Consider the following 25,758-nt stretch of genomic DNA (forward strand, 5'->3'; position numbering starts at 1 on the left):
TTTTCTTCACTTCAATTTAGCCTACGTCCAAATCCCCTTCAGAGAACTGACTGTTATAGAGATCCGCATAGAATCCGCCTTGTGCCAGCAGTTCTTCGTGGTTGCCTTTCTCGATTACACTACCTTGGTTCATGACAAGAATGAGATCCGCATCACGAATCGTCGAGAGACGGTGGGCAATAACGAAGCTTGTTCTGTTTTGCATCAGCGCATTCATCGCTTTTTGAATCAGCAATTCAGTCCGTGTGTCGACACTGCTCGTTGCTTCATCAAGAATGAGGATCGATGGATCAGCAAGAATAGCGCGAGCAATAGTAATCAACTGCTTCTGTCCTTGTGAAATATTAGAAGCTTCTTCATTTAACACCGTATTGTAGCCAAGCGGAAGTGTGCGGATAAAGTGATCAGCATGCGCAGCCTTGGCCGCCCGCACCACATCAGCTTCTGATGCACCTTCACGACCGTAAGCAATGTTATCACGAATCGTACCGTTGAAGAGCCAGGTATCCTGAAGCACCATACCAAATTTACTGCGTAGGTCACTCCGTTTCATATCGGTAATGTTGACGCCATCAATGATAATTTCCCCATCGTTAAGCTCGTAGAAGCGCATCAACAGGTTAATCAAAGTGGTTTTACCAGCACCAGTAGGACCGACAATAGCTATAGTCTGACCTGGACTAACCTCAATATTCATGTCCTCAATCAGAATAGCATCCTCTTTATATCCGAATTTCACATGACGGAACTCAACGGAGCCTTCCGGAGCACCTTCATCAAGCTTCACAAGCGTAGTATTAACTTCTTTGACTTCCTCTTCTTCATCCAGAAGTTCAAATACACGTTCTGCGGAAGCAATGGTGGATTGAATAATGTTAGCAATATTAGCCGTTTGTGCAATCGGCTGGGTGAACTGACGTGAATATTGAATGAAGGCTTGGATATCCCCGACATCAATCATTTTTTTAGTAACAAAAATACCACCCACAACACAGATAAGCACATAACCCAAGTTACCGATAAACATCATAAGCGGCATAATCATACCCGACATAAATTGGGAGCGCCAGCCAGAATCATATAGCTTATCGTTTATTTCATCAAAATCTTTAAGCGACTGCGGTTCGCGGCCGAAAGCTTTAATAATCCGGTGCCCTGTATACATTTCCTCTACATGACCATTCAACTGACCAAGCGATTTCTGCTGTCTCACAAAATAAGTCTGCGAACGTTTGGAGATCGCCATAATCACAATAAAGCTGAGTGGCAACGTAGTAATCGTGATTAAAGTCAGCCATGGGCTGATGGTAAGCATCATCACAATAACACCAATAATAGTGACGATTGAGGTAATCAGCTGCGTTAAACTTTGCTGCAACGTGGTACTGATGTTATCCACGTCATTCGTAGCACGGCTGAGAATTTCCCCGTGTGTACGGGAGTCAAAATATTTTAAAGGTAAACGCTCCAGCTTGCTGTTGATCTGCTCACGCATGTCATAAACTACCTTCTGCGCTACTCCAGCCATTACATATTGCTGAATGTAACTAAACAAAGCACTAAGCAGATACAATCCCGCGAGCAGGATCAGAATATCATTAATATATCCAAAGTCAATGGAGGCACCCTCTACACCCATCAATTTGCCGTAAGCACCTTCGAACAGTTTGGTTGTAGCTTTACCCATAACCTTCGGACTGAAGATACTGAACACCGTACTGGCAATCGCCATAATTAGTACAATAATCAATTGAACCATACGTGGGCGTAAATATTTGATCAAGCGACGAAGTGTACCTTTAAAATCTTTAGCCTTTTCTGCCGGCATCCTCATTCCAGGACCGCCACCCGGTCCACCCGGACCTTTATGGCCGCGGGGAGCTGCAGGCTTATGTTCTCTGTTTTGTTCGCTCATGCTATTTCCTCCTCTGACAGCTGCGAGGATACGATCTCGCGGTACACATCACTGCTCTCGAGCAGTTCACGGTGAGTGCCCATTCCAGCAATTTCACCCTCATCAATTACAATAATCCGGTCCGCATCCATAACGGTGCTAACCCGCTGAGCTACGATCAATACGGTGGATTCCGTAGTTTCAGCTTTGAGAGCCGCGCGAAGTTTGGCATCTGTCTTGAAATCAAGAGCTGAGAAGCTATCGTCGAACAGATACACCTCAGGTTTTCTCACAAGCGCCCGAGCAATGGACAACCGCTGTTTCTGACCACCAGAGACGTTATTCCCGCCCTGGGCAATTTCCGAGTCAAACCCATCCTTCATCGCGGATACGAAATCGTAGGCTTGAGCCACCTTGGATGCATGAATGATTTCTTCATCCGTAGCATCCTCTTTACCGTAGCGGATGTTCTCATTAATCGTACCCGAGAACAATACTGCTTTTTGAGGGATGTAACCGATTTTGCTCCGCAGCTCTTCCTGTGTCATCTCACGCACATCCACTCCGTCTACGCGTACAGCACCTTCATTAACATCATAGAACCTTGGAATCAGGCTAAGTAGCGTAGATTTACCCGATCCGGTACCCCCGATAATTGCGGTAACTTCACCCGGACGAGCACTAAAGCTAATTTTGGAAAGTGCAGGCTGTTCTGCCCCTGGATAGGAAAAAGATACATTCTCAAACTCAACAAAACCACGTAAAGAATCGCGTCCGTCTTTTTTAGTAGCTTGAGCTGTTGTATGCAGTTCACTCTCAGTAGGATCTGTAAATTCAGGCTGCATATCCAGTACCTCATTGATACGCACGGCTGAAGCTGAAGCACGCGGAATTAACACGAACATCATCGATACCATAATCAGAGAAAACATAATTTGCATCGCATATTGGATAAATGCCATCAGGGACCCAACTTGCAGATCGCCGTCACCAATTCGAATTCCACCAAAATAAAGAATAGCAATCATAGAAAAGTTCATTACAATCATCATCAGCGGCATCAGGCCGGCCATGATTTTGTTGACCTTGATAGCTGTATCCGTAAGATCACGGTTAGCTTCGGTGAAACGTCTATTCTCATGATCAATCCGGTTAAAAGAACGAATAACACGAATACCTGTCAGATGCTCACGCAGCACCAGGTTTAATTTATCAAGCTTAATCTGAATGGCTTTAAACAGTGGCAGACCCTTCATCCCAATAAAGAAGATCGCCCCAACAAGTACAGGAATAACGACTACAAAAATCAATGATAATTTAGCATCTTCAGATACTGCCATGATGATACCACCAATCATCATCATCGGTGCCCCGATCATCATGCGCAACATCATAGTAAGTACGGTTTGAACTTGTGTAATATCATTTGTTGTACGTGTAATCAAAGATGCTGTACCTAACTTATCGAATTCATGCAGAGTGAAATTCTCTACATGATTAAAGACTCGAGCACGCGTGATTTTACCAAACCCAGCCGCCACTTTTGCCGATAAGTAACTGGCAATTACCGAACATAAAGCACCGCCACCTGCAACCATGAGCATGAAACTACCTATTTTCCAAATATAAGCGCGATCTCCTTGAACGATCCCTTTGTCGACGATGTCAGACATCAGAGTAGGAAGGTATAAATCACCCATGGACTGCAAAAATACAAGGATTAATACAGCACCAATAGCTACCCTAAAAGGCTTCAGTTGTTTAAATAATTTAATCAAGCTTCTCATCTCCGTTCATTTGTAGCCTATCCCAATCAGGTGGTGGATTATCCTCAACGTATTCATGTACCTTAAGCAATAGCTCAGTGAGCTGTTTAGTGTCTTTTTCGCCTAAGTGTTGTACAAGCTTATCAAGCATCACATCACGATAATGTTCCGCTTTTCGTGTGAGTTCTTTTCCACGTTCCGTCAATTTTACGCGTACAACTCTTCGGTCCGAAGGATCCGCGTGTCTTTCCACCATCTGTTTCGCTTCAAGACTGTTAATCAGCTGCGTGATGGTAGGAGGAGTGAATCCAAGTAGTCGGCTGATTTCAGACACCTTAAGACCCTCTTCATCAGAATGATTCCATTTTTCAATGCATATCATTAAAGTCATCTCACTTGGCTTGTGGCCCTCAACGCCCTTTTGCCATTGAGCTTTATGCAGGCGTTTCATCGCCGCAAAAAGCCCGTGTGCGACTGAATTTTCAGTATTTTCTGTATTTCCTCCGTTTATCCCAATTTCCTTCACCTCTATTTTAGTTAGGTCAACTAATTATTAAACACTATATTATTTAGGCTACCTAATTATATTTTCGCCGGATTGCTTTGTCAAATTATGAATACGCTATCAATTATTACGAAAAAGAAAACTCCCCAGCACGAGTGCAAGGGAGTAGTTATGCGTATATGTATCTGTATATAAAATATTGCCAAGGATAACCTTTAGAATCCTGCTCCGTGCTCATAAGTTGTGATTGGTCCATTACTTCCGGAACCAACTGGGCCGATAATGATGAAGCTAAACAATGCTAAAATGCCTGCCATCATCAATAGTGATTTTTTCATCTTTTCTCACCTCCCTTATCAGCTTTCTGTATTTCTCCTGTTGATTTAGAGTTGCATAGTCCCTATTGGTCTCAAATAAGGTCACGCACTTAATGAAGTCTATTCCATTATTAGTCTTAATAGATAACTCTAAAGACTGTATGATATAGTCCACACCCGTAATATATTGTCCATTGTTTATTAGATACATGGCTATTTGATAGTACAACCGATATAATCGGTCAATATTAATGGGATCTTCAAACTGTTCAAATCGTAACATTTCCCGTGCAAAACGTTTAAGCACATCATCTACAGAAAATCTGTAATGATTAGCCGATTCCATAATAATAATGAGTCCTGGCAATATTTCTCCGGGGTGCTCAGCCAAAAAAGCTACATAGTCCGGTACAACCTTTACGTTCCCCTCCAGCATTTCCAGTGTGAAACTGTTCCCAACTGCAAATAATCGGAATTGTTCTACAGCTTGCTGGCCTACTTCATCCAACATCTCAAACCAGCCTAAGTCTGCATAACCAGCGGTATATTTCTTCGCAGCTTCATATTGACCTTGCTTCGTCAACGAAATTGCTTTAAGTAAATATCCGTGTCCATAATAAACAACGAGCGGACGTTCCGTACAGAGTTCTTCTCTTCGTTTGTCTCCGCTCCTCCGCAGTTCTTGGCGGTAAACTGCATTGGCTAAAGCTCTCAACTCATCAGCATAGATCTCCATTTCTTCCCATCTGCGAAGAGCGAAACATAGCTGTGTCAGCATCAATAAACCATCTAATTGCAAATTTTCCGGAAGGCGTCCCCTAAAAGGACTAAAGCTAATGACTGCGCGTAGCTTCTCCTCCATATCAAGTGTTTGCAAAAATTTAAAATTACGATAATGACTGATCGCGAGACGTTCACTATAACTATCCGACTCGTTCTCTACTACAATCTTGTAAAAAAACATGGATTCCTGAACTTTGCCTTTATTGAATAATTTATCAGCAACAGAATAAATGATATCCAGCGGCTTGGTAGACTCTAATAACCTGCTTATAGTTTCATCAATGCAATTCTGTTTGCCCAATTCAGCACAACGAATCAAAAAAGGCTCCACTCTACGGCGTGAGACCTTCTCATCATTGAAGCATTCATCAACATATAGAGGATATAACCAACCTTCTGGAAAACCAAAGGCTTTTATAATTGCATCTACTTGTCCCAAGGACATAGGCTTCGGCGGATTTCCATGCAGAATTGCACTGAGGCTGCCTCGATTCAGGCCACAAATTTTTGAAAATGAGGCGAGATTATGGCCGGAGCGGGACAAATTTTTCTCAATTTCTGAGCGTATAGTTGTTAACTTTCCCTCCACTCGGCACCCCCAAAGTTTGACTTGAAAAGATTCTATTAATTGACATTATAGGTGAAAGTTATGGATTGTACAACAAATAGATTGTACGACAAATAGAGGAGCCTAATACGCTCCTCTAGATCAGTAACATCTTCATAGTATTATAATTCTATGTTGTTGGTAGTTTAGCTAACAGTGATGGCGGTTTTGGAACTTCTACTATAGGATGTAATGCCGGCTTTCCGGTTGCGCAAATTTTCCATCATCTTATTTTGTGCCAGCAAAATATAGCTGTCTAATCGCTCACTGAGCTCTAAAACAGCACGGTCACTAAGACTCCGTTGCTCTGCAACCTCCAGCAATTCACATCTAAGACTCTCTATAGTTACAAGTAGCTCATCTTCTTTATAATCTTTTCTATGATTATTCTTGGAGGAATTTGGATTTTGTGTCACATCTCTCTCCTTCTCTCTATCAACATCTTCTCCTATCATAAGTCATGATACCAAAAAAACATATTTTCAAAAAAAAGAAAAATTGTAGAGCTTCTAACAAAAACGGAATTACTATTTATTCAGAGTCCTCCGCATGCTCGTCAGGGAGCTCGTTGGGATACTGTTCTCGCAAAAGTCCCTTTGCAAAAGCAATCCATTCGCGTGCCGCAAAAGATAAATAACGATCTCTTCGCCACGCCATAGCAAGCTGCCACGGAATTACCGGATCCGTCAAAGGCACAACAACTAACCGTGATCGATCCATATCCCGGCATATGGTCTCTGGCAGCAATGCGATTCCCATACCGGCAGCCACCATGCGGCTAATTAAGTCCCATTGGGAGCTCTCATAGATTACCTTAGGCTGAAATCCCGCCTTCACACATTCCGTAATAATCCGATCATGCAGCGTAAAATCCTCCCGGAACAGCACAAACTCCTCTTCGGCCAGTTCACTTAACGGAACAAGGTCTGCACCGGCCAGCCGATGTCCTACAGGTAAAATAAGATTCAGCTTCTCTTCAACAAAAGTGAAACAATGAAGTTTGGCTGTATTTACAGGCAGCACAACCATTCCGATATCCAGCAAGCCCGTTTCTACATCTTCCTCCACTTTTTTCGCGCCATCCTCATGCAGACGAATAGTAACCTGCGGATAACGTTTATGAAATTGACCAATCACCGAAGGAAAAAAGCTCGCCCCTACCATTGGAGGCAGACCGATGCGGATGTGGCCCTGCTCCAAATTTCGTAAGCTATCCAGCTCAGAAGACAAGCTGGCGAACGACTCCACGATATTTTGCGCTTTGGTGAACAGAATTTCCCCCGCATCTGTAAGCCGGACACTTTTCCCTTCACGGTAAAACAAATCCGCCTCCAGCTCGATCTCCATATTCCGGATCATTTTACTGATCGTTGGCTGAGAAATATATAAGGATTCGGCAGCCCGAGTAAAGCTTTTCATTCGTGCTGCTTGGACGAAATATTCTAATTGTCGGATATCCATCTTCCAACCTCCGATACATAGACAAAAGGAATGTCATTTATTCAATCTATTCATTTTACCTATGAAAACAATTGATGTAAACTTTCATTATCATGAAAGGAGCGAAGCCTTATGAAAAAGATTGTTATAGGCTTGCTGCAGGTAGCGGGACTTACCCTATTCTCATTACTAATCAATGCTGTAACCCCATTATTGCATATCCCTATTCCCGGAAGCATACTCGGAATGATTATATTGTTTCTTTTGCTTGAGTTTGGTGTCATTCATCTGAATTGGGTTGAAGTTGGTGCTTCTTGGCTACTGGCTGAGCTCTTGCTGTTCTTTATTCCATCTGCTATTGGCGTAATGAAATACGCGAATATTCTGGAAACTGATGGTTTACGAATCCTCGCGGTGGTCATTTTGGGTACGATTGTTGTAATGGCCAGTTCCGGATTACTTACCAGTAGAATTTACAAAGCAAAGGAGCGGAAAGGATCATGTTAAACGCTCTGTTATTCTTCGGTCTTACGGTTGCTGTGTATCTACTGGCGAAACGCATTTATGCTTCTAGTGGCAAAGTGTACACCTCTCCATTGATCATTACACCAGTGCTTATGATTATCTTCTTACTCATCACAGGCATTACTTATGATTCTTACAATGCGGGAGGCAAATGGCTGACGGATTTGCTGCAACCGGCAACTATGGCCTTTGCAATCCCTTTGCATAAAAACTTCAAGGTGCTCAAAAAGCACGCCGCCGAAATTGCGGCAGGCGTGCTGTCAGGGACGATAACAGCGGTGATCTCTTCTATTCTGCTCGCCAAATGGCTGCATGTCAGCGGCGATCTGGCAGCCAGTCTGGTTCCACGTTCGGTGACTACGCCGATCGCTATGAGCATCTCGCAAAGTATCGGCGGTGTACCGAGTATTACTGCAGTCTTCGTCATCATTACCGGGATACTCGGTACAATGATGGGCCCTACAGTGCTCCGCATCTTCCGCATTGACAATGAAATCGCGCGTGGTGTATCGCTGGGAACCGCTGCGCATGGTACAGGAACATCCAAGGCCTTCGAGCTTAGTTCACTGACCGGAACCATCTCCAGTATTGCGATGATTCTGTCCGCGCTGTTATCCATAGGTGTGGCGCCAGCTTTACTCGCGGTATTCCTCCACTAGGCTAACCCAGCTTGAGCCAAGGACATGTCTCTTTAGCACATCTAAGGCGACATGTCCTTTTTTTAAGAGATCTAAACCTAGAATTTAACCGGAAGTCCACTTTGTGCTGAATCGTAAGCCGCGCAGGTTACTTTAAGCGTCTTGAATCCATCCTCATAGTCACTGAGAATACGTGAACGATCACCTGTCCGTACAGCATGCAGAAAAGCTTCACTTTCCACTAAATATGGATTTCCTGTGTTTTCAAATTCGGTGCTATTGCCACTTCGCACTTCCAAGAGACGATCCGGGTTCCAATCCAGCAATCCCCGATCATTATAGAAACTAAGTCCTACACTTCCCACCGGATCAGGCAGTACACATGTATTTGAAATATTAGCTATGATTCCATTCTCAAGCTTAAGAGATACGGTACCTACATCGGCTACGCTCACACCTTCATGCTGCTCATGCATAATTCGGTTTCCGAACATGCCGTATACTTCTTTTACCTCTCCTGCCAGATAACGCACTAAATCGACGATATGAGTAGTCTGCTCGGTGAACTGTCCTCCGGATTGCTCCTGATCACGCCACCAAGCTACGCCCGGCATGCCGCCCATCCACTGGCCCATAACCATACCGATCTTATCACCACGTAGTGTTTCCTTGAGCCGTCTGACATTCTCTTGATAACGGAAATGGTAACCTACCGAGGTCAATAAATTATGTTCTTTAATATCTTGCAGCAAGCTCGCAGGAATTTCAGTAGTCATACTAAGCGGCTTCTCTATAAAAAAAGGAATATCCCTCTTGATTAATGAACGTTCAATCGCACCATGAGATTGTGGAGGCACACAGATATAAACAGCATCAAGCGTCTCTGCATCCAACATCTCTGTAATATCACCATATCCAGCAGCTCCGTATGGACGTGCCATATCTTCGCCTTTGGCTTTACTGCTACCACAGACTGCCTGCAACTGGACATCATCCATCCCTGCCAGCAAATCAGCATGTACCTTAGAGAACCAACCCGTACCCACAATACCCACTTTTAATGTCATATTATTTCCCCCTGCCGATTGATTATGAATACCCTTTCGTAGATTATAACCTCTTACGAGCGGATAAGATAATCTCTCCATTCTTCGGGGAGCAAATGCATATATGGACTCTGCAAAAAACGGTCATCAGCCAACACGATAATGCCCGTATCCGTCTCGCTGCGAATCAACCGGCCTCCGGCTTGCAGTACCTTGCACATTCCCGGATAGACATAGGCATAATCAAAGCCATTTTTTCCTCTGGCATTAAAATATTGACGCAGCAGATTGCGTTCAAGACCAAGCTGTGGCAGGCCAACGCCAACAACCATAACCCCATTGAGGCGATCCCCTGGCAGATCCACACCTTCTGAAAAAATTCCTCCAAGTACAGCAAATCCCAATAACGTCTCGTCATTGTCTGGACTAAATGCAGCTAAAAAACTTTCTCTAGCTTGCTCACTCATGCCCGTATCCTGCATCAATGTCCGGATTTCAGGGTAATTCTCCGTAAAGGCCTGATATACGTTTTGTAAATAGAGGTACGAAGGAAAAAACACCAGATAATTGCCCTTCTTGGAGACCATTTGGCTTAGTGCTTTAGTCAACGGAACTAGTGAAGCTTCCCGGTCATGATAACGTGTGGAGACAGGTAAGACGGTTACTTCCCACTGCTCCTTCTGAAAAGGAGAAGAAACAGTTAAACTGTAATCTTCCTCCACCGCACCAATCATATCCCGGTAGTAAGATAATGGAGAAAGTGTAGCTGAGAACAGGATCTGACTGCGAAAGCTCTTGGACATCTGCCGAAGCAGATGCGAGGGATCCAAATTGAATAACTTGAGATAGACATCCCCTCTACGAACCTCAGCATAGGTAATGTAGCGTTCATCATAGGTCTTAAAGGTGCGGAGCATTCCCTGAACTGCAAAATATGTATCCAAGAGGACATTTTCCCCTTCATCTTCTCCATTCAGAGAGACAATGCTGGAGCTGGGGTGAATAAGTTCCTGTTCCGCCTCCAAAGAAAATATCTCAAGCAAAGCTGGCAGCTCCTCCGGGAACGAGTCCCACTGCCCTTGCCCCTCTTCATTGCAAATTTTGCGAAGGGAGATGAAAAAAGCATTCACCGATTTAGCGGCTTTACTCAAACTCCGGTTCATTTCTTTATATTGGCGCTGGATCTCCAGGAAAGGGGCTTTCAGCAAAGAGGCGGAGAACATTTCCCGTCCCCGGTCTACCAGATTGTGTGCTTCATCTACTAGAAGTACCGTTTCTCTCTTTCTTTCCTCTGTTAGCCGTTTCAGACTGATGCGAGGATCATATATATAATTGTAATCGCAGATCACAGCATCACAGGCATAGGCCGCATCCAATGAGAACTCAAATGGGCACACTTTGTGTTTGTGAGCATACAGTGCAATGGTGTCTCTGCTCATGAGCGTCTCGTGCTCTAACAGATCCATCAACGCCTCGTTGATCCGGTCATAATAACCATCCGTATAAGGACAGGAATCCTTACCGCAAACCCCCTCTTCGCGAAAACAGGCCTTCTCTTTAGCGGTAATAGTGATGACATGCAGCTGAAGTCCCTGCGTTAGCAACAGCGAGATGGCTTCCTGCGCGGCAAAACGGGTAACCGTCTTTGCCGTTAAATAGAACAATCCCTTAGCTTGTCCTTCGCCCATCGCTTTAAGGACAGGAAACAACGTCGACATTGTTTTCCCAATACCTGTGGGTGCTTGAGCGAACAGACTGACCTTTTCCACGACGGACTTATATACGGCTCCTGCAAAATGACGTTGTCCCTTTCGATAAGAGGAGAACGGAAAGCTCAACTCCCGAAGACTCTGCTCCTTCTTAGCCTCATGATGAACCATCATCTCGGCGTACGGAGCATATCTAGCTACTGTGTCATTCACAAATGAAATCAGCTCTTCAAAAGACAACGTTCGGTACAAGCTTTTTTGCTCATCAGTGGCCCGGTGGACATAGGTAAGCTTAACCTGAATAGAAGAAAGCTCTTGCTCCAGAGCTATCATATATGCGTACATCAGCGCCTGTGCCCAGTGAACCTCATGTCCCTCATCCAGTAAATCCAGCAGTCCGGAGGTTGACTTGATTTCTTCGACCGTAAAGCTCCCATCCTCCGAGACAAGCAATCCATCACATCGCCCATCTACAACATAAAGCAGGTTTCCATAAGAAATTTCCGTTTTCAAATAAACCTCTTTGCGGTCACCTTCCTTATATTGCTTTTGGATTTTCTGATGAATTCTTGTGCCTTCGACCATAGCGCCCGTTCCATGAAAGCCAGGCTCAATGCTTCCGCTGCGAAAAACATATTCAACGAGAGTTCTAACTGATAAAGCTACTGTAGAGCCCATCCGGCATCACATCCTTTAATTTTCCATATATTCTTTTTGCTCCCAATCGCCATTTTAGTCCTGAATTCGTTGTATAACCCTGCATGAGAGCAGGAGCGTCAGCTTCAACCCTATGTGTTTAACTTTACGCGCTCCGCTAAGCTTATACTTAGGTTCTCGATTTTTGACATTCTATAGCTAGCCCTGCATAATAAATTTTATTACTATGGAATTATTTTGTCTGGGGCGCTGTTTCTTCCTAGCCGGGAAATAGCGTTTTATCATGTAGAAAGAAGGCGAAGCTGTGTCATCCTTTAACTTTAAACAGTGGATCGTTAAACCTTTTGTGTTTTTCACAATAATTTTTATTCTAAAAGCTTTCTTGGCATGGGGCGTAATCTTTGACGATATATTGCCCTGGAAATCATTATTAACTGAAATCCCCTTTGCTTGGGCGCTCTTCTGTATCATTGAACGTTTTGGTTCCAAGCGCAAGCTCGGATATTACATGACCGTAAATTTATTAGTGACAGCCATTTTCTTCGCAGCCATTATGTATTTTAAATATTATGGTGTTATTGTGACTTACCATGCAGCGGAGCAGGTGAATCAAGTCACCGCCGTCAGCAACAGCGTATTCTCACTAATGGATCCATACTACCTGCTGATTTTTACAGACATCATTATTCTCGGAGTTTATTTCTTCTTTAATAAAAAAGGCCGGGTCTATAAGAAAGAGAATATCAACCGCCGCCGTGGCGGAAAACTTAAGTACAGCGTTCTGTTTGCAGTCTCACTTGCTTTATGCCTGTTCAACATCTTGCCTAATAAGGCCAGCATGAACGAAATTAAGAAAGCCCAGGAAATGGGAATTCTTAATTATGAAGCCTATACGATCTTCGCTAAAGAAGAGCCTGAGCTAGTCAATTCAAGTGACATTACACAAGATGCCATCAATAAATTGAAGGGGATTAATACTACGGCTAGTTCTCCACTTCAAGGCATCGCGAAAGATAAGAACCTTATTATTATTCAAATGGAATCTTTCCAGAATTTTTTGCTAGGACTTAAATTAGACGGTCAAGAAATTACACCGAACCTGAACAAGGTGATGAAGGACAGTCTTTACTTCCCTAATTTTTATCAAATGGTTGGTCAAGGGAATACGTCGGATGCAGAGTTCGTAGTTAATACTTCCTTCTACATCCCTCCACGTGGAGCGGCAACGATGTCCTATGTAGATAAGGTACTGCCGAGTCTGCCACGTGTGCTTAAAGAAAATGGTTATCAGACTGCAACCTTCCACACCAATGTCGTAGAATTCTGGAACCGCGGCGAGCTGTATGACTCCCTGGGCTTCGATCATTATTATGATCGCAAATTTTTTGGTGAAGATGATGTCTTTTTCTTTGGCGCTTCTGATGATACGCTCTACAGTAAGACAGCCGACAAACTAAAAGAAATGGACCAACAGGAGCAGCCTTTTTACGCTCAAGTCATTTCAATGTCAGCGCATCACCCTTTTACTATTCCGGAAGAAAAATACCGTATGGAGCTGCCAGAGCGTTATGAAGGTACTTTTGTTGGTGACTATATCCGTTCCCAGAACTATGCGGATGATGCTTTTGGACATTTTGTAGAAGAGCTTAAAGCGAAAGGTGTCTGGGACAATAGTGTAATCATGATTTATGGAGATCATATGGGATTGCCGATTTATTCCCTCGATCATGATGATAAAGAATTGATGACTGAAATCTATGGTCATGAATACAGTTATGCGGATATGATGAACATCCCTCTGCTTATTCATGCAGGTGATGGCGTAGCGCCGCAGACCATTGATGAAGTAGGCGGAGAAGTGGATATCATGCCAACCGCTGCAAGTCTGCTTGGGATTTCATTAGAGAATAACGTATATTTTGGTCAAGATCTACTCAGTCAGACTTATAATTTGCTGCCAGAACGATATTATTTACCTTCTGGTTCATTCATTGCCAGCTCAGGATTGCTTATTCCTGGTAACAGCTTTGAAGACAACACTCAGTACTCTATTTATAACGATGGAACAACACCAAGTGCCACTGAGGACGAATATAACCGTGCCTTGAGGCTTTTACAGCTTTCTCACAGCTATATCACTCAGTTGCCTGACAAACAACCTAAACAATAAATTACAGGGCGTAGGCAACCAACGAACAAAAACAGCAGAGCAGCGATTCTCCAATAATGGAGAACCGCTGCTCTGCTGTTTTTTATAAAGATATCCATTCCGAAGCTTAGCTGACTAACGCTCCTGGTCCTCGATCATACGGTAATACTCTGCAAAGTTGCGTAGTTCTTCGGGCTTCAGTATGGACAAATGCTCTGCCAGCAGTTCTTTGGACCGGAAATGTCCTTCTTCCAGCACCTGCTGACCCTTCTCGGTGATCGTTACTACAACCGCTCTCCGATCCTTCCCATCCGGCTCACGCTTGATATAACCCAGCACCTCCAAACGGTCCAGCATCACCGTCACTGCACTGGATTTGACCTCCATACTTTCTGCCAGCTGTACCACCCGCGACTCCTTTTCTTTCGCAATCATATTTAACAGACCCATCTGAGGCACCGTAAGTCCGAGTTCTTTGTGCAAAGACATTTGAGACATAATCTTACGCTGTACTCTCCACATGGATAGTCCAAGACGATCAATTAACGGATCTATTTGATGTGGCATATTTGTTCAACCCCAATCCGTTTTTAATAACTCAAGCGTACCACTAGAACTGGTAATGATTCAATGGTTTTGTCTACTAAACCATTGAAAGCATGCTGGAAAGCGCAAACTTCCACGAATCTCCAATTTCCGACACAGAAATACTATATTCCATGTAAGGTTATGAGCATATCAATACGATATAATCGTAGAGGTGAGAGCTATTATCACTGAGAACATAATTTGTCAAGGTTGGTGCGAAGAATGAAATTAGCAACTAAATTAACTTGGATGATGTTCATCGTCTTACTTCTTGTAGGATCATCCATCGGGTTCTTCGGATACCGTACAGCTTATAAGCAAGTAGACGAAGCCGCAGGTATCGAATTGGTAGGATGCGCTAATATTACAACCGGCCTGATTGACCCCGCAGATATTTCCGCATTGTTGGCAGGCGATCAAAGTAAACTGGAGGCTGTAGAGGATCGAATCGGTTGGATTGTGGCACATAAGGCTATTTTTAAAGAGGCATTCATCTTATCCTTAGACGGAAAAGTACTTGCCGCAGATTCAAGCTTCCAGGCTAGAGGTTATAAAGCAGGCGATACTTTTTATTTCCCAGATGAAGTTAAGCAACATATCACTCAGTCCAAGCATTCCTCCTACTCCAAGGTTTATACATACGAAGGTACCTCACTTAAGACAGGTTACGGCCCCATCTATCAGGATCATGATCCATCCAAACCTATAGTTGCGCTGATGGCTATTAATTTCGATGGCTCCATAATTCAAGAAAGAACCCAAGATATCATAGTTCAGCCCTTTATTATCGGAGCTTCCATTCTGGTTATAGCTATCGTGGCAGCTTATCTGTTAATCCGCCGAATGATAAGTCCGTTAACGAAGCTGTCTAAAGGGGTCAATCTTGTTGCACAGGGCGACCTTACTCATAATCCTATTTTATTCAACAGTAAGGATGAGATTGGTACATTAGCCCGTAATTTTAATGACATGACCCAAAGCCTGCGCTTGCTTATTACCGAGGTCAATGAGACCTCCATGCAGGTAGCTTCCTCGTCCGAAGAGCTCTCTGCCAGTGCACAGGAAACCAACCGGGCCGGTGAGTACAGCGTCAATGTTACAATTGAGCTTGCGGATAGCGCGAATTCACAGCTGCAGAATATGGAGGGCGAATATAAGTCTGTACAAGACCTGTCTCGCTTCATCACAGAGATTGCAGGCAATGCAGATAACGCAATGAATAATGCGGTCAGCAACGCTAATAAAGCCCGTACAGGCCGTGAAGCAATGGATTCCACCACACAGCAGATGAGAGTCGTAAGTGACAGCATTACCGACCTAGCAATCATTATTGAAACCTTGGGTGGTTATTCCAAAGAAATCGAAAATATCGTGGGTACTATTGCCAGCATCGCAGAGGAAACCAATCTCCTGTCCCTAAATGCAGCGATTGAAGCCGCAAGAGCTGGAGAAGAAGGAAGAGGGTTTGCGGTCGTTGCCCATTCCGTGCGTAAGCTTGCTGAGCGCTCAGCCCATTCCGCTGCGCAAATTGGCCAGTTGGTAAACATCATCGTGAATCAGATGGATCAAGCAGGAGAAACAATGAAACGCTCTACAGAAGAGATGGAGCACGGCAGAGAAATGATTGCCACGGCAGGCCAGTCCTTCTCGGAGATAGAAATGTCTGTCTCGGGAATGGCCTCACAAAGTCAGCAGATCTCCGGAACAGTTCGACAGCTTTCGCTAATTTCCGACCGTCTCGTTACAACCCTTCAGAACATCGTAAATGTCGCTAATCAGACAGCCAGCAGTGCAGAGACATTATCCGCTTCCTCAGAAGAACAGCTTGCCGCAATGGAAGAAGTTGAGTCTGCAGCAGCTTTCCTGTCCTCACTAGCTGAGAAGCTGCAAATTCTGATTGAACGATTTAAGGTTTCTTAATAGCAAAGGGGCTAGCGTCCAAGCAGAGAAATTCTGCTTAGACGCTAGCCCCTTGTTCTATGTATTGAGATCATCTGTCACGATACTGCTGTATTCGCTATAAACCACTGGCCCAGCTCATGCACCGGCATTGGCCGCCCATAATAATAACCCTGCATCACTCTGCAGCCTAAGGATTGCAGCAGCTCAATCTGCTCTGGTGTCTCCACACCTTCCGCCACGACCTCCATATTAAGATTGGTGGCAATCGCAATGATATTACTGATAATGGCTTTCTTGGAATGCATCTTGCTCTTACGAATAAATACCTGGTCAATTTTGAGTGTGTTGACTGGAATCTCATCTAAATTACCAAGGGACGAAAAGCCTGTCCCAAAGTCATCCAGTGATACCCTTACCCCAAGTGCCCGAAGTCTGGATAGCTGCGCAACCGTCTCTTCCATGTTATTCATCGCAATGGACTCTGTAATCTCCAGTTCAAGGAAATGTGGTTCTAGGCCTGAACGTGTGAGTGCTTCTTCTACGACATCGTATAAGCCCCCACCCTCAAACATCCGCGCTGACATATTAATAGAGACTGCGACATTTGCTATCTCTTCCTTATGCCAAAGCATGTTCTGGCTGCATACATCATGCAGCATCCAATAGGTAATGGGGACAATTAGTCCCGTTTCCTCTGCGATGGGAATGAATTCTGCGGGGGAAATTATCCCATGTTCAGGGTGCCGCCAACGCAGCAGTGCTTCAAGACCAACCGTAACATTCATATAAGAATCCCATTTCGGCTGGTAAACAACCATAAACTCGGAGCGTGCCAGCGCTTTACGAAGATCCTTCTCCAGCGACATCCGTCGCAGCTGATGGCGGTTCATCTCCTGATCGAACACACTGAATTTATTCTTACCCGAATCCTTAGAGGTATAAAGAGCTGTATCGGCTGCCTTCATTAACGCTGAGCGGTCAGTTCCATGCATAGGGGTCATACTGATCCCCACGCTTGCAGTAACATATAGCTCATTACCTTGAATGCTGTAGTATTTCTTAAGCTCATATAAAATGTGCTCTGCTTCCTCTTGCGCATCCTCCACAGTACAATCTGGAAGAGCGATCAGGAATTCATCTCCGCCCAAACGAAAGACCTTGCCTTTACTTCCTACAGAGCGTCTTAATCTTATAGCGACCTCTCGCAGTAACAAGTCCCCTATATCATGTCCAAGCGTATCATTAATCGACTTAAACCGATCCAGATCCACAAAAAATACGGCGCCAGATCTACTCCCGAAAAATTCATCTTTAAAATAACGTACCAGGCCATGCCTGTTCGGAAGATCAGTTAGTGGATCATAATAAGCCATCCGTTCCAGCACATGCCGGTCCAGAAATACAGCACCACCAGAAATCGCAAGCATAAATAGCGTTACCAAGGATACTCCCATTAAGAGAATAACATCAGTCTCCATAAAAAAAGTTGTATTGCCTAACAGACCGTTATATTCAAAATGAGTCGCCCTTACACTCGTATAATGCAATCCAGTTACCGAAAATCCGATAAAGAGAGCAGAGTATAACTTCCAGCGGTTAAAACCCACATAGTCTTTAAACTTGTGAAATAGAAATAATCCGATAAAAGACGAGAGCATAACGAGGATTACAGCACATGTCTGAGTCCATATCTCATAATGGATCTCCGCTGCGATCTTCATGGAGGACATCCCGATATAATGCATAGCAGAGATCCCGCTGCCCAGTAGAACACCACTAACTATTAAACAACTTTTTCTTAAACGTGGCACAAACGTAATCCGGAATGCCGAATAGCAGCACAATACACCAACCAATAACGATAATACAGCCCTGCCTGGATAATAATTCACGCTAAAAGGAAAACGGCTCGCCATAATCCCTACATAATGTATCGACCATATGCCACTGCCGAGTACACATGCCCCCGATATTAACCATAAGCGACGAACTTTCCCAAACGAGCGAGGGACTTGCGAGATCAGATTCAGCGCGGAATAAGCTGCAGTCGCCGCTAGCGCAAATGATAGTAAAACAATCCAAACGTTATAGTGGATTCCCATTTTATCCATTAGTTAACCTCTTCACCGGTTTTGAATACCGTAATCGCTGCAGCGTATTTCTCAAGTAAAAAATCAGTACACGAATATCAGATAAATGGAAGAGTGCGTAAAGATTATAGGTTATCCCTGAAAAGCAACTTTAGATGTATTCTACCTTGTATTCAGCCGATTGTCTAAGAAAATACTGGAATTTATACCCTTTTTTTATGTCGGCAAAAAATGTCCATATTTGACGCATTCACTCACCCCGGAAAGTTGGATATGTGACCTGTGGTTGATGGGGTTTTGGGGAAGGTCTTTCGCCATAACCATTGATTCAAAACTACCAGAACTAACAGATAGATGTAAATTCCTCCGGTAAATAAAGTGAAGACATAGTGAATACCCGCCATCCCCATCAGCAAAAACATAAGCATGAAGGCGACTCCAGTGTAATCCTTTTGTTTGGCTGCCTCATAACGCTCTGAAAAAGGTAAGCTCCGCGGATAAACACGAAAGCAGATGACTGAGAAAATCAGCATGGCGAATAATACCACTACTAAATCAGGTACAATGTGCACACCGAACAACAGAATGAACAATACCGCATCTACTGCAAATAAAGGCAAGACTAGCCGCAGCAGCGCCGCCTTAAGCATCCCACGGTAAATAGGCGTGCTATCGGGTAAAGGAATCAGCCTATAAATCCAAGCTCCTTTATAACTTGTAGAGTAGCGTAGCATCTGTATTACAGTCTGCATTAACATCGTGCAGAAATAGATTAACAAGTACACTTTTGAACCTTTAAGGGAACCATCATAACTATTCTGTAATATACCAAATATAAAAATAAACGGGAATGCGATAGAAAAGCCAAGTGCAGGATAGACCTTCAGCTTAAAATCGCGCTCATTCTTCATCATGGACCAAGTAAACCGAAAGAAAATTCCCTCTGCCGGTTCCTTACATACTCTGCGAGAGAGCCACTCTGCGATCTGGCCCTTGTCTTTTCCACCGGAGCCTTGCTCTGCCAGCTTTTGCAAATTCCGCTCAAACTGTGGCATCAGCTTAATATAAGCTACGATCAGTACAAGTGGGGTTATCAAAGCCAGCAATGAGAGAATGAAGTAATAGGGTTCTCTCGCTCCACCAAGCAACAGTTCAAACGGAGCCGCGAACCAAACCGGAAAAATAAAGTACTGCCACCAAGCAGGTTGATAAGCAGCACCAAGCTCAGTGAGGTTGAACAACCTGGAGATGAATTGATAGCCCACCATTATTCCGATCGTTAGAAGGATTTGCGTATAATTTATAATATCCTTGAGCTTCTCCCCATCAAAAAACCGCATGATCATCAGGTAGAGCAGTGCAGTTATTACGAGGATAAAACCGTCTAACAAGACAATTGTCACCGCATACATCAGAAAAAAAGCGATCCCCTGCTTAAATAGGCTAAATACCAAAGATGGACCAGTGATCGACAATGTAACTGTCCCTAAGTAGAGAAGAACGTGGATACTTTTGGCCATATTTAAGGTGGTTCGGTTGACGGGTTTGGAAAAAAGAATATTTTTATCACGTAAATCAAGCATTACTGAAGAAAAATCAGAGATCAGGGTTGTGGAGACAAAAAACATAATGATCCCAAAGGTTAAGCTCATTTGCAGCATATAGTGATCATTGGATAGCGTTAGCGGAATTAATATTAAACCAAACAGTAAGTAAATCCACTGCAATCGCAAAGGCGAACCTTCTTTAACGTTCTCCTTTTTCTGCATACCTGCAAGCGCTGTAGGCGTTCTTCTTCCGTCCATGGTCAGTTTGATCTGCAGAATACTCCGCATGGTGTCATAATCGACTCCAAATCTTATAAATGCACCCCGCAGCTTATCCAACAGCCTCAGCACGAAGAAATCAGTCATAAGAGGATACCTCTTGCTCTTGCATGACCGCAACAAATTCACCAGCGATATCACGGTATTTATCAAATCCGGTTAATTGATTGAAAATATCTTCAAGCGTCCCTTCGCGGCCTTTCTCCTTCAGCTCCGCAAAACTTCCGTCCGCCACAATATCCCCGCCATCAATCAAAATGATCCGGCTACTGATTTTCTCAACCACATCCATGATATGTGAGGAGTAAAAAATGGTCTTCCCCCGTGCCGCCAGCGATGCAAAAATCTCCTTCACTATCATCACGCTATTAGCATCCAAACCACTCAGCGGTTCATCCAGGAATAAAATATCGGGGTCATGCAGCATGCTGGAGATAAGCAGCACCTTTTGCTTCATCCCTTTTGAGAACGAAGAAATCCGCATATCGTAAGACTTCTCCAAACCTAGCAGTGTGGTTAATTTTTTGGCCTTGTAGTCCGCCTCCGCACGACCTAGCCCATACAGCTCGCCAACAAAGGTTAGATACTCTCTTGCAGTGAGGCTATCATATAATTCGGCTACCTCCGGCACATAACCTATACGTTTCTTGTAAGAAACATCTCCATCAGCAATATCCTTACCGAAAATCTCCACTTTACCGTTATATCCTTCTACCAAACCGAGCATAATCTTCACCGTTGTACTCTTACCTGCCCCGTTAGGGCCGATATAACCAATAATTTGTCCTCTATATACCTTAAGATCAATTCCCTTTAGCACCATTCGGTCTGTATAGTTCATCCATAAACCTGAAATCGCTATGACCGGATCGTCAGCTAAACCCATATCTCAGTCCCCTTTCTAGTAACTAATCAATAATGTGAAATATTACTACTTTATGTAATTACAATAATTGTATCATTTAGTAGAATCCTCTTCCATGATTTAGTCTGCTAATCTTATGTCTAGTTAAAAAAAGAGTGGCCATTAGGCCACCCCCTAGAGATTTATAGCGAAAGGCAGCGCCACCGATGCCACGAAATGGCTGTTGGCACCCCCTTTATTTGAGCAAACCGGACTAAGATCAGCGTACGTTTGGTCGGGTAGCATTTTTACGTAAGAGAGCGAGTACGCTATCGGACACAGCTGACCTTATACGCGGATTTTTACCACATTTGGAGTGCTAAAGGACCCCATAGTCGCTATCAGCATGAAAAACACCATAAACGCACCTTTTTCTAAGCGATAGCGTCGCTGGAGTCCGAAACTATGCCCCAAAGGCTGGAATGTGGAAAATAACGTCATCTGGGTCCGAAAGCCGCGCCGATAATGAATGAGCTGCTGAATCAAGCGGGCAAGAGGGCAAGCGTGCAAGCGGACAGGGCAAGGGCAACCAGCCAGCTAACAAACAAAAAAAACAGAGCAGCGATACTCCAATAAAAGAGGAATCGCTGCTCTGCTGTCTTAGCCAAACCGAGTCGCCGCACTCATAGTTGAACGCTACTTACGTGACGTCCGCTATGTCTTAGTGGCTGATTATTTGGATAGCAAATTGTAAATAACCTGTGCTGCTTCTGCTCTTGTAGTGACTTCCTTCGGATTGAGTTTACCGTTCGCTCCGGTCACTACACCTCTCTCTACCAGCGCTTGAAGGGCTTCTTGTGCATAACCAGCGATCTGTCCAGCATCACTAAAGCCGGAAAGCGTGGCCGCTGTTTTCTCAGATGGCAGTTCACCTAGCGCTACAAGCGAGCGGTACAAGAGTGTAAATAGCTCCTGCCTAGTGATCTGAACCTCTGGCTGGAATTGATTATCTCCCGAACCCGTTGCTACCCCAAGGCGCTTAGCTGCAGCAAGATAATTCGTATAATACGTATTGCCCGCATCTGCAAAATTATCTGCGGCAACCTCATCTGGTGCGATGTCATATGCCTTAAGCAACAGGACGATGAACTGCCCTCTGGTTATTGCGGCATTAGGACTGTAATGCTCAGCATCCGTACCAGATGTGATACTGCGTGCTGCCAAGAAACCTACTGCATGGCTATACCATGAGGCATCTGGAACATCTGCAAAGCTCACTTGATTATATCCAATAATATATTGGGAGAAATGTGTGGTTACGAAATCTACAGTTCCCTTAGCGGCATTGTAATTTCCACGTACATTGTCCAAACTTCCAGTGCTGTTAATGTGATACACAATAACCGCATCTGGCCGTTCTCCCGCTTGCAGCACGTACGGTACGCTGACACGAACACTGCCCCCACCGAAGGTGGAAATCGTGCTTTCACCCGCTATAACCGACAAGTCATAAACTGGTCTGTCTCCGAGAACAGCCTTGCCTTCTGCCGTTAATGACACCTTCGCGATTCTAATAATGATGTCTCCGGCATCTGAAGCTGCACTAATGCTTGCCAATGATTTGGCATCAAACGTAATCGTACCCACATTCTCATAATCAATGGTAATCTCCGCCTTCGTTCCGGCGGCTAACTCATTAATTATGCTTCTTGGAAGAGTAAGTTCAGCGGTTTGAGTATCTGAAGTAGCTGCAACACTAATTTCAAGAACAGCTTTCTTCCCATCAGCTTCTGCCTTCTTAGCGAGACTCACGAATTCAGCAGCCGTTTCTTTTGTGATCGTTGCAGTAGTCACTCCTGTGGTTTTATCCGTTTTAGTTGCTGCTGTTGCTGATAGGTTCACGGTACTCCCTGCTGTTGCCGTAGCAACCAGTTGAGGGCTTGCCGATGGTGTTGGTGTAGTCGTGCTCGGTGTAGAATTGCCACCCGATCCACCCGATCCACCTGTTCCACCTGTTCCAGGATCTGAAATAGGCACATAGGCCGGAACAACAATGTCAGTCGCTGGACTTGCCTTATAACCTTCTTTGGCTGCGTATCTCACTTGATACGTGCCCGGTATTAATCCTGTGATTTCTTTATCTGGTGCATACACATAATTAGTTACACTCGACAGCTTATATTCTAAGGCTGTCGTGGTTCCCGTAATTCTTCCATCATTGTTCGCTGCTGAGGTAGGAGCAACTCCCTGTAACCCAGTTGGAGCTGCTTGTTCCGCAGTGAATGCTGGAACGATTACATCTGCTGCTCTACCCGCGTTAAATCCTTCTTTAGCTGCGTATCTTACCTGATAGATACCCGGCACCAGTCCAACGATCTCTACATTTGATGCGTAGACATAATCGGTAACCGTAGACAGCTTATATTCCAGCGCTTTCGTAGTTCCTATAATTTTACCGTCGTCATTGGCTGCACTGGTTGGTGCTATACCTACTAATCCTGTAGGTGCCGCTTGCTCACCATATGCCGGGACTTCAACTGTAGCGTCTTTACCTACGCTGTATCCCTCTTTTGCCGCATATCGCACATTATAGAAGCCCGGAGTAAGACCAGTGATAGCTGTACCTGTTACAGGCTTATAATCAGCTTCTCCAACGCCTTTATACTCCTGTCCTTCAGCAGAACCCGTAATTTGCCCATCATCATTAGCTTCAGAAGTAGGTGCTACGCCTACCAGTCCTGTCGGGGCTGCTTGTTGATGGGTGTAAGCAGGAACTTCCACACTTACGTCTTCGCCAGCATTATAAGGAATGATTGTGGGTCCAGCTGCGGAAGTTGGCCCTTGATAGCCCGATGTAGCGGCATATCTTACCTTATAAACACCAGGTGCAAGCCCTGTAATGGCTGATCCCGAAGCTGGGGTGTAAGCCTCGTCTCCAGCAAGCTTAAATTCCAATGCTGCACTGGTGCCTACAATTTGCCCATCCTTATTGCCGGCCGCTGTTGGTGCTACACCGGTAAGTCCTGCCGGTACAGCTTCGAGTCTGGAGAATATTTTATCCAGCGCTGTTGTAGTGTTATTGTATCTGGCTCCGATTGGGTAATTAGCCTGCACGTAATCCGGTTGGATATTCGTCCAGCTGTACATAAGTTCAACATGCCCTAGAATCGGTGAGTTTTTGCCTCCTGCATCCTTGTTGTCCTTGTTATAAGTGAACAGATATGGAACTTGAAGTCTGTCTCCGCTCACGGTGTTTCCAAGTCCATCTACATAACTAATTACAGTTGGTTTGGCAGCTGAATTGTTTTCGGTCTTGATATTGGTCAGATAAGTACGAACCAGATCAACATAAAGCTGCGCATACGGATGATTAGTGGTTCTAATCTGAAGCTCATTATTATTATGCGGATTTGCACTGCCCTTAGTGCCGCTGTTGTTATTAGGCTCAGCAACGGTCACACCAGCATCCAACTTAGTGTCGAAGAAGTAGATCTTATTGATATTATGTTTTTTGGCATATTCGTTGATATATTTAATCACCGCTTGCGTGTTAGGGCACCACGACCCGCCTAACAAAATTGCATAGTTTCCCTCACTCGCTAAAATTTGCTTCAGCTGATGATAGGTCACATGTTCATAAACAAGCGTGCCATCCGCTTCGTTGAAGATCGTAGGTTTTCCCTCATTTTCCCCTTCATAGTTCTTATTAAATGCAGCCTTGATATAAGCCGACTCGTCGATAGTGTCATATCGGGAAGCGGCACCCAGCACCTCACTTACTGATGTTTTATACGCATTAACCTTCGCCGCATCAAGTGTTCCGTTCGTCAGGAACTCATTCCACGAATAGCTCTTATCCAGGTAGGATACGACAGGAGCACTATTTCCCTGTGCATCCTTGTGATCCTTGTTGTATACCAATAAGAATGGAGACTCGAACTTGTTAGCAGTCACAACTTCCCCGTTTTTATTGGTATAGCTGACATTGCGTTCTGGATCATCTTTGGAAGACAGATTTAAATTCTTCAAATACTTGTTGACCAGATCAACATATTTATAAGCAAATTTATTATTGCTGTCTGCAATCTGAAGGGTGTCCCCGTCCAGCTTAGTATCAAAGTTATAAATCGTAGAGATGCCGTATTCCTTGGCTGCCTCGTTGATAAAGCCGATATCGGCCTGTGTATTCTCGCTCCAAGCGCCGCCAACCAGAACAGCGTATGTGCCTTCACTCTCAAAAAGATGAACGATATCTTCATACGTCGCTGTTTTAAATACATGGTTAGCATCATTTAGACGGTCATAGACATGACTGAAATAATCAAACTGGTTAACGCCGCCTTGGGAAGAGGTTATCGCTTCTGCGGTATCCGGATTAGCATAAGCTCTTCCTGCCTGAGTAGGCAGGATTAGCAGGGAGGCTGCCAGCAGCAGCGTTACAATTTTTTTGAAGGTTAATGGTCGTATCATTA

At 44.3% G+C, this 25,758-nt stretch carries 17 protein-coding genes; 4 read left to right on the forward strand and 13 right to left on the reverse strand.

Annotation, left to right across the window (positions count from 1 at the left end):
* Positions 1-16 precede the first annotated feature (16 nt).
* The 6 genes from NYE35_RS29485 to cidR all read right to left on the reverse strand — a co-directional run bounded on the left by NYE35_RS29485 (position 17) and on the right by cidR (position 7,333).
* On the reverse strand, positions 17-1,915 hold the full coding sequence (locus NYE35_RS29485) for an ABC transporter ATP-binding protein (protein WP_076099696.1): 1,899 nt from the start codon (positions 1,913-1,915) through the stop codon (positions 17-19).
* Positions 1,912-3,672, reverse strand: a complete 1,761-nt coding sequence (locus tag NYE35_RS29490) for an ABC transporter ATP-binding protein (RefSeq protein ID WP_036681991.1) — start codon at positions 3,670-3,672, stop codon at positions 1,912-1,914. Before NYE35_RS29490 ends, NYE35_RS29485 begins: the two co-directional genes overlap by 4 nt.
* The gene (locus tag NYE35_RS29495) at positions 3,665-4,111 is read right to left on the reverse strand and encodes a MarR family winged helix-turn-helix transcriptional regulator (protein WP_063829808.1); all 447 of its coding nucleotides are present in this window, start codon (positions 4,109-4,111) and stop codon (positions 3,665-3,667) included. The genes NYE35_RS29490 and NYE35_RS29495 overlap by 8 nt, the downstream gene beginning before the upstream one ends.
* Positions 4,112-4,456: 345 nt before the next feature.
* Complete coding sequence (locus tag NYE35_RS29500) at positions 4,457-5,854, reverse strand: DNA-binding protein (RefSeq protein WP_076105042.1); 1,398 nt, start codon at positions 5,852-5,854, stop codon at positions 4,457-4,459.
* A 164-nt stretch (positions 5,855-6,018) separates the two neighbouring features.
* Positions 6,019-6,288 carry an aspartyl-phosphate phosphatase Spo0E family protein gene (locus tag NYE35_RS29505; RefSeq protein WP_076099698.1) on the reverse strand — a complete coding sequence of 90 codons (270 nt, stop codon included), beginning with the start codon at positions 6,286-6,288 and terminating at the stop codon, positions 6,019-6,021.
* A gap of 115 nt (positions 6,289-6,403) precedes the next feature.
* Positions 6,404-7,333 carry a cidABC operon transcriptional activator CidR gene (gene cidR / locus NYE35_RS29510; protein ID WP_341122342.1) on the reverse strand — a complete coding sequence of 310 codons (930 nt, stop codon included), beginning with the start codon at positions 7,331-7,333 and terminating at the stop codon, positions 6,404-6,406.
* A gap of 111 nt (positions 7,334-7,444) precedes the next feature.
* On the opposite strand from cidR, the gene NYE35_RS29515 reads away from it, so the two are divergent.
* Both NYE35_RS29515 and NYE35_RS29520 read left to right on the forward strand, forming a co-directional pair.
* Entirely contained in the window at positions 7,445-7,819 is a 375-nt protein-coding gene (locus NYE35_RS29515; protein WP_036682017.1) for a CidA/LrgA family protein, read from the forward strand.
* Positions 7,813-8,496 (forward strand): CidB/LrgB family autolysis modulator, encoded by a 684-nt coding sequence (locus tag NYE35_RS29520; protein WP_036682019.1) that lies wholly within the window; start codon positions 7,813-7,815, stop codon positions 8,494-8,496. The genes NYE35_RS29515 and NYE35_RS29520 overlap by 7 nt, the downstream gene beginning before the upstream one ends.
* Positions 8,497-8,573: 77 nt before the next feature.
* On the opposite strand, the gene NYE35_RS29525 is transcribed toward NYE35_RS29520, so the two are convergent.
* Positions 8,574-9,542 (reverse strand): Gfo/Idh/MocA family protein, encoded by a 969-nt coding sequence (locus tag NYE35_RS29525; protein ID WP_038573694.1) that lies wholly within the window; start codon positions 9,540-9,542, stop codon positions 8,574-8,576.
* A gap of 53 nt (positions 9,543-9,595) precedes the next feature.
* The gene (locus NYE35_RS29530; protein WP_076099699.1) at positions 9,596-11,908 is read right to left on the reverse strand and encodes a helicase C-terminal domain-containing protein; all 2,313 of its coding nucleotides are present in this window, start codon (positions 11,906-11,908) and stop codon (positions 9,596-9,598) included.
* A gap of 283 nt (positions 11,909-12,191) precedes the next feature.
* Between NYE35_RS29530 and NYE35_RS29535 the strand changes: the two genes are divergently transcribed.
* Positions 12,192-14,057 carry an LTA synthase family protein gene (locus NYE35_RS29535; RefSeq protein WP_038573700.1) on the forward strand — a complete coding sequence of 622 codons (1,866 nt, stop codon included), beginning with the start codon at positions 12,192-12,194 and terminating at the stop codon, positions 14,055-14,057.
* Between the two features lie 114 nt (positions 14,058-14,171).
* Here the strand turns inward: NYE35_RS29535 and NYE35_RS29540 are convergent, their stop codons facing one another.
* The gene (locus NYE35_RS29540) at positions 14,172-14,603 is read right to left on the reverse strand and encodes a MarR family winged helix-turn-helix transcriptional regulator (protein ID WP_341122343.1); all 432 of its coding nucleotides are present in this window, start codon (positions 14,601-14,603) and stop codon (positions 14,172-14,174) included.
* Positions 14,604-14,846: 243 nt separating this feature from the next.
* On the opposite strand from NYE35_RS29540, the gene NYE35_RS29545 reads away from it, so the two are divergent.
* Positions 14,847-16,544, forward strand: coding sequence for a methyl-accepting chemotaxis protein (locus NYE35_RS29545; RefSeq protein ID WP_341070692.1), 1,698 nt, complete (start codon positions 14,847-14,849; stop codon positions 16,542-16,544).
* Between the two features lie 77 nt (positions 16,545-16,621).
* Here the strand turns inward: NYE35_RS29545 and NYE35_RS29550 are convergent, their stop codons facing one another.
* The 4 genes from NYE35_RS29550 to NYE35_RS29565 form a co-directional block, all read right to left on the reverse strand.
* The gene (locus NYE35_RS29550) at positions 16,622-18,637 is read right to left on the reverse strand and encodes a bifunctional diguanylate cyclase/phosphodiesterase (RefSeq protein ID WP_038573706.1); all 2,016 of its coding nucleotides are present in this window, start codon (positions 18,635-18,637) and stop codon (positions 16,622-16,624) included.
* A 233-nt stretch (positions 18,638-18,870) separates the two neighbouring features.
* Complete coding sequence (locus tag NYE35_RS29555; protein WP_341122344.1) at positions 18,871-20,529, reverse strand: hypothetical protein; 1,659 nt, start codon at positions 20,527-20,529, stop codon at positions 18,871-18,873.
* Positions 20,522-21,328, reverse strand: coding sequence for an ABC transporter ATP-binding protein (locus NYE35_RS29560; RefSeq protein ID WP_036682032.1), 807 nt, complete (start codon positions 21,326-21,328; stop codon positions 20,522-20,524). Before NYE35_RS29560 ends, NYE35_RS29555 begins: the two co-directional genes overlap by 8 nt.
* A 690-nt stretch (positions 21,329-22,018) precedes the next feature.
* Positions 22,019-25,756, reverse strand: a complete 3,738-nt coding sequence (locus tag NYE35_RS29565; RefSeq protein WP_341122345.1) for an S-layer homology domain-containing protein — start codon at positions 25,754-25,756, stop codon at positions 22,019-22,021.
* Between the last annotated feature and the right edge of the window lie 2 nt (positions 25,757-25,758).

It is taken from the genome of Paenibacillus sp. FSL L8-0494, assembly GCF_038003695.1.
Lineage (GTDB): Bacteria > Bacillota > Bacilli > Paenibacillales > Paenibacillaceae > Paenibacillus_AQ > Paenibacillus_AQ odorifer.

Coding starts and splice junctions, on each gene's coding strand:
- NYE35_RS29495 (WP_063829808.1), bottom strand. CDS start 4,111: ATGAAACGCCTGCATAAAGCTCAATGGCAAAAGGGCGTTGAGGGCCAC.
- NYE35_RS29540 (WP_341122343.1), bottom strand. CDS start 14,603: ATGCCACATCAAATAGATCCGTTAATTGATCGTCTTGGACTATCCATG.
- NYE35_RS29545 (WP_341070692.1), top strand. CDS start 14,847: ATGAAATTAGCAACTAAATTAACTTGGATGATGTTCATCGTCTTACTT.
- NYE35_RS29525 (WP_038573694.1), bottom strand. CDS start 9,542: ATGACATTAAAAGTGGGTATTGTGGGTACGGGTTGGTTCTCTAAGGTA.
- NYE35_RS29520 (WP_036682019.1), top strand. CDS start 7,813: ATGTTAAACGCTCTGTTATTCTTCGGTCTTACGGTTGCTGTGTATCTA.
- NYE35_RS29530 (WP_076099699.1), bottom strand. CDS start 11,908: ATGGGCTCTACAGTAGCTTTATCAGTTAGAACTCTCGTTGAATATGTT.
- NYE35_RS29485 (WP_076099696.1), bottom strand. CDS start 1,915: ATGAGCGAACAAAACAGAGAACATAAGCCTGCAGCTCCCCGCGGCCAT.
- NYE35_RS29550 (WP_038573706.1), bottom strand. CDS start 18,637: ATGGATAAAATGGGAATCCACTATAACGTTTGGATTGTTTTACTATCA.
- NYE35_RS29560 (WP_036682032.1), bottom strand. CDS start 21,328: ATGGGTTTAGCTGACGATCCGGTCATAGCGATTTCAGGTTTATGGATG.
- NYE35_RS29565 (WP_341122345.1), bottom strand. CDS start 25,756: ATGATACGACCATTAACCTTCAAAAAAATTGTAACGCTGCTGCTGGCA.
- cidR (WP_341122342.1), bottom strand. CDS start 7,333: ATGGATATCCGACAATTAGAATATTTCGTCCAAGCAGCACGAATGAAA.
- NYE35_RS29555 (WP_341122344.1), bottom strand. CDS start 20,529: ATGACTGATTTCTTCGTGCTGAGGCTGTTGGATAAGCTGCGGGGTGCA.
- NYE35_RS29515 (WP_036682017.1), top strand. CDS start 7,445: ATGAAAAAGATTGTTATAGGCTTGCTGCAGGTAGCGGGACTTACCCTA.